The sequence below is a fragment of the Qipengyuania sp. GPGPB31 genome (genome assembly GCF_038396345.1).
Taxonomy (GTDB): domain Bacteria; phylum Pseudomonadota; class Alphaproteobacteria; order Sphingomonadales; family Sphingomonadaceae; genus Qipengyuania; species Qipengyuania citrea.
Genome location: NZ_CP149572.1, coordinates 2,524,391 through 2,539,738, shown reverse-complemented (window position 1 = coordinate 2,539,738; position 15,348 = coordinate 2,524,391). Strand labels below are relative to the sequence as shown.

The window sequence follows — 15,348 nt, the reverse complement described above, 5'->3', positions numbered from 1 at the left end:
TGGACGCCCTTTGCCCCCATCTCGCTGGCCTCTGACCAGGAACCAGCCTCTTAGTATGGGGGATCTCAGAGGCTCCAAAAGGCCAGTACCGCCCGAAGCGCAGCGACGAACGCGAGCGGCTGATCCAGCATGAGATGATGGCGTGCATCGGGCACTGCAACAATTGGTATCTTTCCCCCTCCCAGTTCCCGGATATAGCGGGCGGAATCGCGATCAAAGAGCTGACTTTTCTCGCCGTACACAATCGCTTTGCGCCCGGGCGCATCGACCAGCCTCTGGCCTACTGTCAGCCATTCGTCGGGCTTGTTGCTGCGCCGGAACACTTCGGGAGAAAACTTCCATGTCCACTCCTCGCCATCGCGGCGGAGAGAGTGATAGGCCATGTAATCCATCAGGAACGGCTCACCAACTGCCTGCGGCGGCGACAGGATATACCTCTCGCGCGCCGCTTCGTAGGTCGGGTAGCGTCGCACCGGTTTGTCAGGATTACCCGACCCGGGGCTCGATCTGCCCATGGTCCAGTATTTCTCCAGCTTTTCGGGCCGCATCACCATGAGATCGCAGACAATAACGCCGGCGAAGGCATCCGGCGATTGGGAAACGGCGGTCAGCGCTGCACCCGAGCCGAAACTATGGGCGATGATCGTCGGTCTGCTTCCATCCGCAAACAAATCGAGCGCTTCGCTGATCTCGACAAATTCCTTTCCCCGCGCAGCTATATCGGCCACGCCGCGCATCTCGCTATCGCCCATACCGGCCAGATCGAACGCCACCACGTCGTAGTCTTCGGCAAGGTACGGTGCGATGAAGGCAAAGCAGCGGGCATGGGCGAGAAAACCGTGAGTCATGAGCAATTTGGGCCGGTCACGCCTGCCCCAGCGAAGATAATGCACCCGCGCGCCACCAACCTCTACGAAGCCTTCCTCACGGGGCACGCTCAGCGCCCAGGCGAACCATTCGGGTATATCCGCCCCGTCGCCGGCCCATACGGGATCAATATCTGTTGACCCGTCGTGGATTGGTTTCATTTCATTCATTTCGGCGCAGTCTCCATACCGGATAGTGTATTCCTGATAAAACCACGATAATCGTGCCGTGCGACATCGTGGCATAGATCGGCGTAACCAGATACGCTGGGGAAATTGATCAGTTGTCGGGGTTTGCCGGGAATATTGGCGCCCATGTACCACGATTCAGCCTTGGGGAAGAGCGTCATCGACCCTACTTGGGCGACCATATCGGTCCAGCTTCGCTCGGCCAGCGCATCGGCTTCGAAAAGGCCGATCCTGTTATCGCGCAGCCAGATCCGGAAATCGCAGATCCAGTCACCCTGGATTTCGGCGCTTGTCGGACCGTTGGAAAAGCCTGAAGGGCTGAGCGGGCCGTAGGCGAACAGCATGTTCGGAAATTGGGCGACGGCCATGCCCAGATAGGCTTTGATCTCACTCTTCCATGCTTCTGCCAGCGCCAGCCGACCGCGGCCGGTGATGTTCATGTCGATGAGCCCGCCACGACCGGCATCGAAGCCGGTCGCGAAGACAATGAGATCGCACGGGATCATGCCAGTGGCTGTTTCTATCCCGGCCTCGGTGACGCGAGTGATCGCGGTGTCGTTCAGATCGACCAGCGTAACATTGTCTTGTGCGAAGATCTCGTAATAATTCTGTTCGAGCGATGGTCGCTTGGTCCCGAAGGGATGTGGCGGCTCATCGGGAGCGAGCTTCTCGGCAATGGTCGGGTCGCAGATCCGCTCGCGCACCTTGTCACACCAGAACTCGTAGGCGTGGCGATTGGCGTCCTCGTTCGTCAGTATGTCAGCGAAATTATGATACCAGAAGCGCAACCCTCCTCGCTGCCACAAATCCTCGAAATGCGTAGTCCGCTCTTCCTCGGTCACAGCCAGGGCCGAGATGTCCAGCGATTGGCATTCGAAACCGCCACTTGTCGTAAGCCTTTTGTGGAAGACAGCGGGATATTCGGATTTTTCGCGAAGCTGACGATCAGCGTCCAGTTTTTCCTGCCGCATGGGAAGGGCGAGAATCGGGGTTCGCTGAAAAAGCGTCAGCTGCTCCGCGCAGCTTGCCGCCTCCTGCGCCACCTGTACGCCGCTGGCACCCGTGCCGATCAGGGCGATCCGGCGGCCGGAAAGGTCGATGCCTTCCTGCGGCCAGCGGGCGGTATGGCACCATTCGCCTTCGAAATCGCTAAGGCCCAGGATATCGGGAATGTAGGGTTTCGAGGCGAACCCCAGGGCCGGCAAGAGGAAACGCGCGCTTACTTTTCCGCCATCGTCGAGCTTCAATCGCCAGCAGGCGGTGTCTTCATCGAACGGCGCGCTTTCGACCCGTGTTTTCATTCGCATTGCCGGCCAGAGGTCGAGCGTATCGCAGACGTGGAGGAAATAGGCGCGCAGTTCTTCCCAGCCTGGAAATCGTTCGCTCCACGTCCAGCTTTTCCATACTTCCGCAATGGAAAATTCGTAAAGTGGAACCTGGGAATCGACCCGTGCTCCCGGATAGCGGTTCCAGTACCAGATTCCGCCCGGCTGCTCCGCTGCGTCTACCAGCAGAACATCGAACCCCGCCTGACGCAGCTTGTAAAGCAGGTATATTCCGCTGAACCCGGCCCCGACGATTACGACATCATAGTCAGGAGGGGGCGAATGGCTCACGAGGCCCCGGCACCCGCTTTCGCGATGTCTTTAGCCGTAGTATAATCCGCCTTGCCGTTTGACGCGCGCAAGGCGGTTTGCGTTGGGCAAATCGCCTTGGGCGTTTTGTAACCTGCCAGTTGCTGGCGCACGTGATCCTTGATCGCTTGCGCGTCGAAGTCCGCATCCTGGGTCAAATGCACCACAGCGGTCACCGCTTCGCCCCATTTTTCGTCAGGCACCCCGACGACAAGCGCGTCGGCAATGGCGGGATGGGTTTTGAGCACTTCCTCCACCTCCTCGGGGTAAACCTTTTCACCTGCGGTGTTGATGCAGACGCTGCCGCGGCCCAGCAAGGTCAGGCTTCCATCGGATTCCACCCGGCACCAGTCGCCCGGGATGGAGTAACGCACGCCATCGATCGTCCTGAAAGTCTTGGCCGACTTTTCCGGGTCCTTGTAGTATCCTGTGGGGATTGCGCCCTTGCGGGCAATAAAGCCGGGCACGCCGCTCCCCGCCTCGACCTTCCGGTCGTTCTCGTCGAATACGTCGCAAAATTCCCCGATCCCGAATTTCGCGGTGTTGGTGCCGCCCTGTGCGGTCGTCACCGACAAGCCGTAGCCCAGCCCTTCCGAAGCGCCAAAACTGTCCATGAGGATGACCTGGGGGATATGTTTGCACAGGCCCGCCTTTACCTGTTTACTCCACATGACGCCGGACGAGATGATCGAAATCAGGCTGCTCGTGTCCCAGCGCTTCGGGTGGGCGTCCAGCGCCTGCAGCATGGGTTTGGCAAAAGCGTCACCGACAATGGCGATGCTCTGCACCTTGTGCTGGTCCACCGCATCCCACAATTCTTCCGCGTCGAAGGATGGATCGGACAGCGTGACGATGGCCCCGCCCGACATGAGCGTGCCAATAGCAGTAATGAACCCGGTTCCATGCATCAGCGGGCACGCCGGCAAAGTGATGCGCGCAAGCTCGCCCTGCTTCACCAGGGCCACCATTTCCTCCATGGTCTGGGGAACCGGACCCAGCAGCTTTTGCGCGTCGAGCTGAGCCTTGCGCATATCATCGTGTCGCCACATCACGCCCTTGGGCATGCCGGTGGTACCGCCTGTATATATGAACAGCAGGTCATCGGGAGAACGCTCGATATCGAGAGGCGCGCCGTTACCTTCTACAAGTTTTTCGTAAGGAAGCGCGAAGGAAGCGATCTGCGAAGCATCGCCGATTTCTACAAATGTATGAACCTTGGTCAACCGTTCCTTCAGTTCAAGAATGCAGTCGCGGAACTCGGAACTGTAAACAATTACCTCGCTATCGGAATCGTCGAAGATGTAGAAAACCTCCTCGGGACGGTAACGATAATTGATGTTCACGTGCGTGAGGCGGCCCTTGAAGCACGCGGCCATCAATTCCCCGTATTCGGAACGGTTGCGCATGTAGAAGGCTATCTTCGCCCCGTCGCCTGCACCTTGCGCGCGCAGATTGCGCGCCAAATTGTTCGAACGCTTCGACATTTCGGGCCAGCTAATGATCCGGTCGCCGTGAATCAGCGCCGGAGCATCTTCCGGGACCGCAGGTTCGATTGCATCAAGGATGTCGCCAAGGTTCCAGTCGATCACGTATTAATTCCTCTCTCCTTGGTGGCCACGATTTTGTCGGTAGCGTGCGCCTAATTCATCGTCTCATGCGACCTGCGTCCACCCCTGCAAGGCCGCTGCTTCGGCCCGGACCGCTTCGGGACTTCCCAGAACCTGGCGGTCGAAACCGATTCGCTTGAACCAGAAATGCAGACCTAGGAGATCGGTAAAACCCATCCCCCCATGCACCTCGGTTGAGGTTCGGGCGACAAAACGGTGGACTTCGCCCGTATGTGATTTGGCATGGCATGCCACCAGCGAAGCCTCGTCGGGCGTCGCATCGAACGCATGGGCGGCATACCAGACCAGCGAACGGCATGGTTCATGGCGGGCAGCCATTTCCGCGCACATATGCTTGACCGCCTGGAAGCTGCCGATCACTCGTCCGAACTGTTCGCGCTGCCCGGCATAGTCGACCGCTTTTTCGATCATAGCCTGGCCCGCACCGAGGCTATCGGCGGCCAGGAGCACCCGGCCGGCGTCCCGCAGGCGCCTGACTGTGGCCCCACCATCGTCCGCGAGAGCCTCGCCCGCTACGCCAGAAAACCGCAGCTCCCCTACGCTCCGGGTGCGGTCGATCGTTTTGAGAGCAACCTTCTCCAGACCCGCAGCATCGCCAGCTACGAAGTGCATACGACCGGCGGTATCGGCTACCAGAAACGCGTCGGCTTCCAGGAAGTCGAGCGCGAACAAAGCCGTTCCGTCGAGCTTTGCGCCGTCGAAGTCCACGCCTGCCCGGTCCCGGATCTCCACCGTTTCCGCGATCGCGACGGCGATTTGCGCCTCGCCCTTCGCTATCCTCGGCAGCCAGTGCGCCTTCAACTCCTCGCTACCGCCCTGTGCCAGCGCAAGGGGTGCCAGTACATGGGCACCGATAAAAGGCACCGGCGCGACGGCATAGCCGAGCTGCTCGGCCACAGCGGCGGCATCGAGCATTGTCATCCCGAGCCCGTCATGTTGCTCGGGAACCATCATTCCCCAAATGCCGATTTCGCCCAGCGCCGAACGCACGTTGTCGCTGAAGGGAACCGAGCCCTCCGCGCATTCGCGCACATGATCGAGCGGACAAGTATCAGCAAGAGTGCGGCTGATCGCGTCGCAGAGCATCTCTTGGTCTTGCGAAAGTCCGAAATCCATCAGGCGGCTCCCTTATTCTGCCCGCTTGCAACGGCCGTCGCCTGTTCGACGGCGGGAGGCGTTGCGAACTTGGGTTCGCGCGGCATTTCCAGCCCGCGTTCGGCGATGATGTTCTTCTGGATCTGGGCGGTGCCTCCACCGATGATCAGACCAAGCTGGAACATGTAGTTCCACTGCCAGGCACCGTCTTCGCGCTCGCGCTCGCTTCCGTGATAGAGTATGCCCATCTCGCCCATTGCGTCGATCGCGAGCGCGGAAATCTGATGGGCGAGCTCACAGCTCTGCAGCTTCACGACAAGTTTCGCCATGCCGCCGGCATCCCCCCTAAGGCTGTTCGACAGGATGCGCATGCCGTTGAATTTCATCGCCGCGACTTCGGCTTGCAATGCAACCAGCCGGTCACGCAGAACGGCGTTGTCCATTGCGCAACCCTGGCCGATGCGTTCTTTTTGCATCAGCCTGACCAGCGCCTGGAGCCGGTTTTCCAGTGCATCGGGGTCGCCCAGCATGCCACGTTCATGGCCCAGTGTGGCATTGGCCACGTACCACCCCTGCCCGCGCTGCCCGACGATCTGATCCAGGGGAACCCGCACGTCGGTAAAGAACGTTTCATTGAACTCGGCATGACCGGTCATGGTCTTGAGTGGTCGGACCTCGATCCCTGGTGTGTCCATCGAGAAGATCAAGTAGGAGATGCCGCCGTGCTTGGGCGCGTCCGGTTCGGTCCGAACAAGGCAAAAGATCATGTCCGCCTGCTTGGCCGTGCTGGTCCAGATCTTCTGTCCGTTGATGACAAAGTCGCCATTTTCGACGCGGGCGCTGGTCTTGAGCGCGGCGAGGTCCGATCCCGCTCCAGGTTCCGAATATCCCTGACACCAGACTATCTCGCCATTTAGGGTCGGCTCGATCCATTGCCGTTTCTGGGCTTCGGTTCCGAGTTCCAGCAGCGTGGGAACGAGCATGGAAATGCCCTGGTTCGCAAGGCCTGCGGGGATGCCAGCGCGCGAAAATTCCTCGGCAATGATCCGCGATTTCAGGATGTCCGGCTCGGCTCCGTATCCGCCGTATTCCTTGGGAATCGTACGCGCCGTGTAACCATGCAGGATCAACAGCTTTTGCCATTCGACGGCTTCGGGGGAAGGGCGCGCGGCACGGCCTTGGCCATCGGGTGCGCGGTGACCGTGGGTTTGCAGGAACTGGCGCACTTCCTCGCGAAACGCGTCATACTGGGGTCCGTAGTCGAGATCCATCTTGGTCTATCCTTCTGCGCGCGCGATCGCGACGGGTCGGAATACTGGCAGGCGAAAATCTTCGGAGATCGGCTCGAAATCCAGCGTGACCGGCAGATCGAGCTCAAGCTCGTCGAGCGCGCAATCGACCAGCCGGGTTGCCATGCGCACTCCCTCCTCCAGTTCCACCACCGCAGCGATGAAGGGAATCTCGCCGGCGAAGGCGGGATGCAGTGCCTGATGGGTCACCGTCCAGGAAAACAGCGTGCCATTGCCGGTGCTACGCTCCCACGACCATTCAGGAGAACCGCATCGGGCGCACATATAGCGCGGCAAATGCCGAAAACTGCCGCATCCTTCGCACTGCTGGAAGTAAAGGTTGCCGTCCTGACACCGGTTCCAGAATTCCTGCTCCACCGGATCCTGCGGGCGCGGCTTTGGCTTGGCTGGTGCGGCCTGCGCCGAGGGGCGCATCTTGGGCGGCAGATCTTTCTCGTCGCTCACGCAAACCTCCTCAAAATCGCTATACTGCCGTCACCCAGATCGCCCCAGCCGGTCACCAGGCCGGTCTGGGCGCCTTCGACCTGCCGCTCCCCACAATCGTGGCGCAACTGACGCACCGCCTCGACGACATGGTTCAGTCCCCAAACATGGGCCTCGCTCAGCAGGCCGCCATGGGTGTTGACGGGATAGCGCCCGCCCAGCTCGATCTGGCCATTCGCGACGAACTCTGCCTGTCCACCTGGTTCGCAATAGCCCAGGGCCTCCAGCTGAAGGAGAACCACGTAGGTGAAGCAGTCGTAGATCTGCAGAAAATCCATGTCTTCGCGATCGACCCCCGCCATTTCGAACGCGCGCGGCGCGGCGTAGCTCAGGCCGATCTTGAAGGGGTCGGGACGCGAAGGGATATCGTCGGCGGGGTAAGGATGCCCTTCAGCCGCACCGGCGATGCTCACGGGAACATGCGGCATGTCCCTGGCGCGGTCTATTCGCGAAACCACGACTGCGCATGCCCCGTCAGTCTCCAGACAGCAATCGTAGAGGCGAAAGGGTTCGGATATCCAGCGCGCGGAATGGTAGGTTTCGGCATCCAGTTCCCGGCCATAAGTGAAGGCCTGCGGATTCATCTGCGCATGGCGACGGCACGCCAGTGCAACGGCCGCCATCGCTTCCGGGCCGATATCGTAAATTCGGGAGTGCCGGGTGGCGAGCCAGGCATACATCTGCACCGGCAGGAACACGCCATACGGAATGTAATAGCCTTGGATCGTATTCGTCAGGGTGTTCATGTTCATCGGCCGCGTCGGCGGTGCGCCAGGCTTGGGCCGCAAGGCGGAATAACCGTTCCACCCGAGCGTCACCAGCACATGGTCGCATAAGCCGCTGGCAATTGCCATCGCGGCGTTCTGGAGTGCCGTGGTAGGGCTCGCCCCGCCCATGTGGACCGTAGAGGCATAGCGCAGAACTTCGATACCGAGGTTAGCCGCCATCTCTTCCGAGGTGGTGTAGATCGGCGGAGGAACCATGCCGTCGATATCCGACGGCTTCAGCCCTGCATCTGCTATGGCTTTGCGCGATGCTTCCAGCATCATGTCGACCGCGGTTTTCTCGGTGCCTTTCACGAAAGCGGTTTCGCCCACTCCGGTGATGGCCGATTTGTCGCTTAAGCTCATGCCTGCCTGACCGCCTGGTAATCGCGTTCGAGCTGTTCGGAAAGAGCGCGCACCCTCTGATAGGTCTCCGGCGGACGCAGTCGCAACTCGCGGCGGACATCCTCCAACGGACGATCGAGATTTTCTTCCCAGTAGAAGGTGGTCAGATCGGCTGCAGCCCGGCCCCGGCGCCACGCTTCAAATGCAGCGCGCGCCACTGGCAACTGGGCAGCTTCCAGTTTCATCTTGGGAATGCCGACGCCCAAGATGAAAGCGATCCCGTGATTATAGAATTGCGCGTTTCCGAAGGACAGCACGCACAATTCGCCCAGTGCGTCCCTGCCGTATCCGGCGACGTCATGAAACAGGTCATGCGAATCGCGAAGGCGCCGACGATAGAGGGAAACATCGGGGTCGCCGAGGTCCTCCAGACCTCCGGCCTCGCTGGCTTCCGCCAGACCTTCTGCTGTCAGACCCTCCCCGTAAACAAAATCGAGGTAGGCTCGGCCAAGCGTGCCAGACGCACAGGTCGCAAGGCGTTTGCGATCGCACAAGGTTTCAAGTAGGTCGGCCCGGTCGGAAGCGATACGCCGCCCATCGCTCGACTTCATGAAGCGATTGAAATTCCGATAATAGGAATTGCCCGACAATGCCTTGACGATACGGAACACCTGCGCCGTATCCTCCTTGTCGGCAATCAACTGCCTCATTGCCCCAGCGCTCTGAGAGGCTCTACGGGGCGGCGCAATTCATGACCTTTGGCGTAAGCCATCTTCTTGCCTCCTGCGCTTCACTTGTAGATACCAGCGGACGCCAACGCCTTCTCGGCTCCATCGACCAGGTCGCGCATCACTTCGGCGACAGGCCGGATCGAATCGATCAGGCCGATGCCTTGCCCCGCGAAGCCGGGGATGACATCCTTGCGCTCTGCCTTGATCCCGGAGGCCATGACCGGGCCGGAGATCATCGACTGATAGGGCATCGGCAGAGGCTCCTTTCCGGCCTGCACCCAGGCGTCGGCCCATTTGTTACGGATCATGCGCGCCGGTTTGCCGGTAAGCGATCGACTAACGACCGTATCGGCATCGCCGCTTTCGGTGATCGCCTCTTTCTGGAAGCGCTCGATGCCCGCTTCCTCGGTCGCGAGAAATGCCGTGCCGACCCACGCGCCCTCTGCCCCCAGCATCATCGCAGCGGCAACACCCCGGCCATCCGAGATACCGCCGGCCCCAAGGACAGGAACACGATCGCCAACGGCGTCGACCACCTGGGGAATCAAGGAAATAGTCCCGATCGGCGAGTTGTGACCTCCGCCATCGTGCCCTTGCGCGACGATCATGTCGATGCCCGACCCGACGACCTGTTCGGCGTGCTTGACCTTGCCGATCACCGCCATGACCTTGGTGCCATTGGCATGGAGCCGATCCATCCACGGTTCAGGATTGCCAAGGCCGGCAGCATAAACCGGCACCTTTTCCTCGATCACCACTTCCATCTGCGCCTCAAAGAATTCCTTCGAGAACAACTGCGGGCCGCCCTTGCCCATTTCAGGCGCGCCCGCCGCCCGCATGGCGGCGGCAGCATCGACCTCCGGAAGCTCTTCACGATCCATGAAGTCGCGCGCGAACTGCTGATATTCACCCATCAGATCCATGGGATTTTGGGGTGCAGCACCGCTTTGAGGGGCAGAGCCGCGCCTGACCGACGCGGGGAGCAGCGTATCGACACCGAAAGGTTTGTCGGTCAATTCCCGGGTCTGGCGAATCCAGTCACGCAACTGATCGGGCGAACACGCCGCGGCACCCAGGACCCCGAGCCCGCCGGCATTCGAAACCGCAGCCGCCAGCGCCGGAACGCTCGCTCCGCCCATCCCGGCAAGCAGGATCGGGTACCGGATCCCCAGCATTTCGCATATTCGGCTCTTCAACGCCATTCTTCCTCTCCAGCCACTTGCCTAAACGCACACTCAAACTATTGAAAATTCTACAGCTGCCCCCACCGCACCCGCTGCGAGACCAGCTCGGGGCTGCGCTCCGAAAGATAGACGGCAGAGCCGGCCACCAACCGGCTCATTGCTTGACGGGCCGCGGCGCTGTCGCCAGTCCGCACTGCCTCGAGCACCCGCACCAGAAACTTCATCTGCACCGCCCGTTCCTGTGCCGAATATCCCAGCGAATGGGAAAACTCGCGGGTCAACAGATGCATCGCAGAGGTCAGCAAACCGAACAGCGGATTGCCGCTCGCCCAACCCAACAAGTCGTGAAATCTGCGATTAAGTTCCTCGAATTGATCAGAGGCTTCATGATGCCTCAATTCCGCCAGACACCCTGCCAACGCGCTGAGATCAGCGGTAGTTGCACGCTGGGCTGCATACCCTGCGACATCGGGAGCAATTGCTTCGCGCAATTCAAGCAAACCACGCAAATCGGCTTCCATGAAATGCAGAATCAATGACAAACTGCTTGCAAAATCGCCGGTCTGCGGACGGGCTACGACGGGACCTCCACCACGGCCGAGCTGGAGATGGATGACCCCTTGCAATTCCAGGAACCGCAAAGCCTCCCGCAAAGTTGCGCGCGCAACCTCGTAACGCGCGAGCATTTCATCCTCGCGCGGAAGCCTGTCACCCGGGTTATGGCGACCCGCCTCGATGTCCCGCACGATGCTTTGCGCAAGAGAAAGGGCACGCTTGGCCTTCTTCACCGCTGACATCCGCCACTCATCAGCACACCCGCACCTCTCGAATAAAAAGTATAAGGATATTAGCAAACCTTCGTTGGATCGGCACACTATCCGATGGGATTGGTGTCTGCAAGGGACTAAAAGAGTATACGATTTATTGACTGCACGAGATGTCTCCCTTAAGGATGACTGAAGGCCGATCAGGCCTGAGATGTAGAAGGAATAGTTCTTATGGACAGCCAGATCGCCGAGCCGGATGCCGCGGCGAGGATCGCGTCAATTCCGATCGAGGAAATCGACGTGGCCCGGCCAAGCCTGTTTCAGAACGATACCATCGGTCTATTTTTTGACAGGTTGCGCGCCGAAGAACCTGTCCACTACTGCCGCGAGAGCTATGTCGGCCCTTACTGGTCCATTACCAAGTTCGACGACATCATGGCGGTGGACACCAATCATAAGGTCTTCTCTTCGGAAGCGAAGCTAGGCGGAATTGCAATCCAGGACATGCATTCGGTGGAAGGCGCGCTCGAACTTGAAATGTTCATAGCGATGGACCCGCCCAAGCACGATCAGCAGCGCAAGGCGGTGACTCCGGCAGTGGCTCCGTCCAACCTGCAACTGCTCGAGCCGATCATCCGCAAGCGCGCGGGAGAGATTCTCGATGAACTCCCGATTGGCGAAGATTTCGACTGGGTGGATAAGGTTGCGATCGAGTTGACGACGATGACGCTGGCAACCTTGTTTGATTTCCCTTGGGAGGAGCGGCGCAAGCTGACGCGCTGGTCCGATGTAGCAACTGCGGCACCTGAAACCGGGATCGTCGAATCCTACGAGGCGCGGCGCGAAGAACTCATCGGTTGCGCGATGTATTTCAAGACTCTGTGGGACGAACGGATAAACGAGGAGCCGAAGAACGACCTCATCTCGATGATGGCTCATTCTCCCGCCACGCGCGACATGCCGTTCCTCGAGTTTCTCGGCAATCTTATGCTGCTGATCGTCGGTGGAAACGACACAACACGCAATTCCATCAGCGGCGGCGTGCTCGCCTTGAACCAAAGCCCGGACGAGTACGCGAAACTCGACGCGGATCCTTCGCTCATTAGCAAAATGGTTCCGGAAATCATCCGTTGGCAGACCCCCCTCACTCATATGCGCCGCACCGCGCTGGAAGATTGGGAGATCGGCGGCAAACAGATCAAGAAGGGCGACAAGGTGGTGATGTGGTACCTGTCAGGCAACCGCGACGAGAGTGCTATCGAGCGCGCGGACCAGTTCATCATCGACCGCAAAAATCCGCGCCATCACCTCTCATTCGGCTATGGCATTCACCGCTGCATGGGAAACCGGCTCGCGGAACTGCAGCTGCGGATCATCTGGGAAGAAATTCACAAGCGCTTTTCCCGGGTCGAGGTTACAGGTGAACCAGAGCGTCTTTTTTCAAACCTCGTCCGCGGAATCACCAGGCTGCCGGTGCGGCTCCGCGCCCGCTGACTCTCGAGATCGAAATGCGGAGTTCAAGATGATCAAAATTACGTTCGTGGCTAGCGATGGTGAGCGACGGGAGGTCGAAATAGAAGAAGGCGAGACAGCCAGGGAAGCGGCGCTATACAATGACGTGCCGGGTATCGATGGCGATTGCGGAGGGGTATGTGCTTGCGCGACCTGTCATGTGCATGTCGATCCCGAATGGATCGACAAGGTGGGTCGGCTTATGCATGATGGAATGGAGGCCGACCTCTTGCAGTTCGCCGAAGGCACCACTGAATACAGTCGCCTTGCCTGTCAGATTCCGATGAAGCCGATGCTGGATGGATTGGTTCTTCACCTACCCGAACAACAATACTGACGGAGGGATCCTCGTCCCCGTAGCCTACATTCTTATCTGTCTTTCCTTGATTCTTCGAGAAAACACCCATGGCCACACAAATCGAGCCCGCAACCCAGACCGACGAAGACGCCTTCCGCGCGGAAGTGCAGCAGTTTCTGGCGGACAATTTTCCCGCCGAACTCAAGGGCCAGTCGAACGCGCTGGCCGGCGTGGACGGCCCCACCAATGAAACGCCGGCGCAGACCAAGTGGCGCGAAGCCGTGGGCGCGCGCGGCTGGGGCACCCCCACCTGGCCGAAGGAATACGGCGGCGGCGGCCTCACCAAGGCGCAGGCCAAGATCATCGACCAGGAATTCGCCAAGGCGGGTGCCTACAACCCGATCGGCGGCATGGGCGTCATGATGTTCGGCCCGACGCTGCTCGAATACGGCAACGAGGCACAGAAGCAGGAGCATATTCCGCCGATCTGCCGCGGCGAAATCCGCTGGTGCCAGGGCTATTCGGAACCCAATGCCGGCTCTGACCTCGCGAACCTCCAGACCTTTGCCGAGGACAAGGGCGACCACTACCTTGTCAACGGCCAGAAGACCTGGACCAGCGGCGGCCAATGGGCCGACAAGTGCTTTGCAATTGTACGAACCGACAAGAGCGACAAGCACAAGGGCATCAGCTTCATGCTGATCGACATGGACACGCCCGGCGTCGAAGTCCGCCCGATCACCATGATCAGCGGGACCAGCCCGTTCTGCGAAACCTTTTTCACCGACGTGAAGGTCCCGAAGGAAAACCTCGTCGGCGAGGAAGGCCAGGGCTGGACCATCGGCAAGCGCCTTCTGCAGCACGAGCGCACCAATATCTCGGGCGGCGGCAGCCTCGCCCGACTCATGGGCCAGAGCCTTGGCGATATCGCCAAGAAGTACCAGCCGACGGGCGCCGACGGCGAACTCGCCGATGCGGTGCTGCGCGACAAGATCGCTGATTTCGAAATCCGCTGGAACAGCTTCCTGCTCACCGCGCGCCGCGCGATGGAAGAGAGCAAGGCAGCTGGCGGCGTCTCCGAAATCAGCTCTGTGCTCAAGAAGCTCGGCACCAAGCTGAGCCAGGAACGCAGCGAATTGCTGATCGAAATCCGCGGGTTGCAGGGCCTCGGCTGGGAAGGCGACGGCTTTTCGGACGGCGAGCTCGGGGCCGTGCGCGCGTGGCTCTTCGGCAAGGCGACCACCATCTATGGCGGCTCGACCGAAATCCAGAACAACATCATCGCCAAGCGCGTGCTCGGCATGCTCGACCACCAGTAAGAGAGGGGAGCAAGGACAATGGCCGTTCTCAACGAAGAACAGGAAATGCTGCGAGATATGGCGCGCGAATGGACCGTCAACGAAAGCCCGGTCACCGAATTCCGCAAGGTCCGCGCCAGCGGCGAGCCCGAAGCCTTCAACCGCGACGCCTATGCGACGATGGCGCAGATGGGCTGGGCCGGGGTCATCATCCCCGAAGAGCATGGCGGGTCGGACTTCGGCTTCCTGTCCGCGGGCCTCGTCGTCGAGGAACTCGGCAAGACGCTCACCGCCAGCCCGCTGGTGATGAACACCGTCGCCGCCTCGGCGATCGTTCTTGGCGGCAGCGACGAGCAGAAGGCCAGGTGGCTGCCCAGGCTGGCGAGCGGCGAGGCCATCGCCACCCTCGCCGTCGACGAAGGGCCGAGCCACGATCCTGCGAAGATCGAGACCAGTGTGTCCGACGGCAAGCTGAGCGGCACCAAGGCCTTCGTCCATGAAGCGCATGGTGCGGACCTGTTCGTCGTCGCGGCGAAGGACGGGCTTTACCTGGTCGAGAAAGGCGACGGCGTCGCGCTCACCACCCGCAAGCTGACCGACCAGCGCAGCCATGCCGACGTCACCTTCGACGGCGCGGCGGCGGAGAAGCTCGCCAATGGCGGCGACAACCTGCTCGATGACGTGCTCGACCGCGCGCGCGTGCTCACCGCAGCCGAAATGCTCGGCATGGCGCAGCAAGTGTTCGACGACACGCTCGACTATCTGAAGCAGCGCGTGCAGTTCAACCAGGTGCTGGCGAGCTTCCAGGCGCTGCAACACCGCATGGCGGACCTCTTCGCCGATCTCGCCCAGATGCGCAGCGCGGTCGAGGCGGGCCTGCAAGCCGTCGATGCCGGCTTCGGCGTGGCGCGCGCGGCGACCATCGCCAAGGCGGAAGCCAACCGCGTTATGCACACCATGGCAAACGAGGGCATCCAGCTGCACGGCGGGATCGGCATGACCGATGAGTACGACGTCGGCTTCTATCTCAAGCGCGCCCGCGTGCTGGAGCAGAGCTTCGGTTCGTCGAGCTGGTTAAAGGACCGATTTTCCAAGCTTTCTGGCTACTAGAAACCTGCATGTAGTGACCTGCATGGCATTTTTGCCACATGCTTGTCGACAATGTGAAATAATCCGTCAATTCATCTACCAAGTCTTGAAATGAAACGCGCTTATCGGCATCGTTTCTAACATCGACTAGTGCC

General features: G+C 60.3%; 14 protein-coding genes. 4 read left to right on the top strand and 10 right to left on the bottom strand.

Annotation, left to right across the window (positions count from 1 at the left end):
- Positions 1 to 65: 65 nt before the first annotated feature.
- From WKH79_RS12720 to WKH79_RS12675, 10 genes are all read right to left on the bottom strand, one after another.
- Positions 66 to 1,037 (bottom strand): alpha/beta hydrolase, encoded by a 972-nt coding sequence (locus WKH79_RS12720; protein ID WP_050599570.1) that lies wholly within the window; start codon positions 1,035 to 1,037, stop codon positions 66 to 68.
- Positions 1,034 to 2,671 (bottom strand): NAD(P)/FAD-dependent oxidoreductase, encoded by a 1,638-nt coding sequence (locus WKH79_RS12715; protein ID WP_063506924.1) that lies wholly within the window; start codon positions 2,669 to 2,671, stop codon positions 1,034 to 1,036. The genes WKH79_RS12720 and WKH79_RS12715 overlap by 4 nt, the downstream gene beginning before the upstream one ends.
- Positions 2,668 to 4,278: an acyl-CoA synthetase gene (locus WKH79_RS12710; protein ID WP_006834182.1), complete on the bottom strand. Its 1,611-nt coding sequence runs from the start codon at positions 4,276 to 4,278 to the stop codon at positions 2,668 to 2,670. Before WKH79_RS12710 ends, WKH79_RS12715 begins: the two co-directional genes overlap by 4 nt.
- 63 nt (positions 4,279 to 4,341) lie before the next feature.
- Positions 4,342 to 5,433, bottom strand: coding sequence for an acyl-CoA dehydrogenase family protein (locus tag WKH79_RS12705; protein WP_050599567.1), 1,092 nt, complete (start codon positions 5,431 to 5,433; stop codon positions 4,342 to 4,344).
- Positions 5,433 to 6,683 (bottom strand): acyl-CoA dehydrogenase family protein, encoded by a 1,251-nt coding sequence (locus WKH79_RS12700; RefSeq protein ID WP_063506922.1) that lies wholly within the window; start codon positions 6,681 to 6,683, stop codon positions 5,433 to 5,435. Before WKH79_RS12700 ends, WKH79_RS12705 begins: the two co-directional genes overlap by 1 nt.
- A gap of 6 nt (positions 6,684 to 6,689) precedes the next feature.
- Positions 6,690 to 7,166: an OB-fold domain-containing protein gene (locus tag WKH79_RS12695; protein WP_006834185.1), complete on the bottom strand. Its 477-nt coding sequence runs from the start codon at positions 7,164 to 7,166 to the stop codon at positions 6,690 to 6,692.
- Positions 7,163 to 8,335: a transporter gene (locus tag WKH79_RS12690; protein WP_006834186.1), complete on the bottom strand. Its 1,173-nt coding sequence runs from the start codon at positions 8,333 to 8,335 to the stop codon at positions 7,163 to 7,165. The genes WKH79_RS12695 and WKH79_RS12690 overlap by 4 nt, the downstream gene beginning before the upstream one ends.
- A complete protein-coding gene (locus WKH79_RS12685) occupies positions 8,332 to 9,024 on the bottom strand; it encodes a Coq4 family protein (RefSeq protein WP_006834187.1) in 693 nt (230 codons plus the stop codon). The genes WKH79_RS12690 and WKH79_RS12685 overlap by 4 nt, the downstream gene beginning before the upstream one ends.
- An 80-nt stretch (positions 9,025 to 9,104) precedes the next feature.
- Positions 9,105 to 10,247 carry a nitronate monooxygenase gene (locus WKH79_RS12680; protein ID WP_341859084.1) on the bottom strand — a complete coding sequence of 381 codons (1,143 nt, stop codon included), beginning with the start codon at positions 10,245 to 10,247 and terminating at the stop codon, positions 9,105 to 9,107.
- A 50-nt stretch (positions 10,248 to 10,297) separates the two neighbouring features.
- Positions 10,298 to 11,026 (bottom strand): FCD domain-containing protein, encoded by a 729-nt coding sequence (locus WKH79_RS12675; RefSeq protein WP_006834189.1) that lies wholly within the window; start codon positions 11,024 to 11,026, stop codon positions 10,298 to 10,300.
- 201 nt (positions 11,027 to 11,227) lie between these two features.
- Between WKH79_RS12675 and WKH79_RS12670 the strand changes: the two genes are divergently transcribed.
- The 4 genes from WKH79_RS12670 (at position 11,228) to WKH79_RS12655 (ending at position 15,214) form a co-directional block, all read left to right on the top strand.
- Positions 11,228 to 12,490: a cytochrome P450 gene (locus WKH79_RS12670; RefSeq protein ID WP_006834190.1), complete on the top strand. Its 1,263-nt coding sequence runs from the start codon at positions 11,228 to 11,230 to the stop codon at positions 12,488 to 12,490.
- Positions 12,491 to 12,518: 28 nt separating this feature from the next.
- The gene (locus tag WKH79_RS12665) at positions 12,519 to 12,845 is read left to right on the top strand and encodes a 2Fe-2S iron-sulfur cluster-binding protein (RefSeq protein ID WP_006834191.1); all 327 of its coding nucleotides are present in this window, start codon (positions 12,519 to 12,521) and stop codon (positions 12,843 to 12,845) included.
- Positions 12,846 to 12,913: 68 nt separating this feature from the next.
- Entirely contained in the window at positions 12,914 to 14,125 is a 1,212-nt protein-coding gene (locus WKH79_RS12660; protein ID WP_006834192.1) for an acyl-CoA dehydrogenase family protein, read from the top strand.
- A gap of 18 nt (positions 14,126 to 14,143) precedes the next feature.
- The gene (locus WKH79_RS12655) at positions 14,144 to 15,214 is read left to right on the top strand and encodes an acyl-CoA dehydrogenase family protein (RefSeq protein ID WP_006834193.1); all 1,071 of its coding nucleotides are present in this window, start codon (positions 14,144 to 14,146) and stop codon (positions 15,212 to 15,214) included.
- Positions 15,215 to 15,348: the final 134 nt, after the last annotated feature.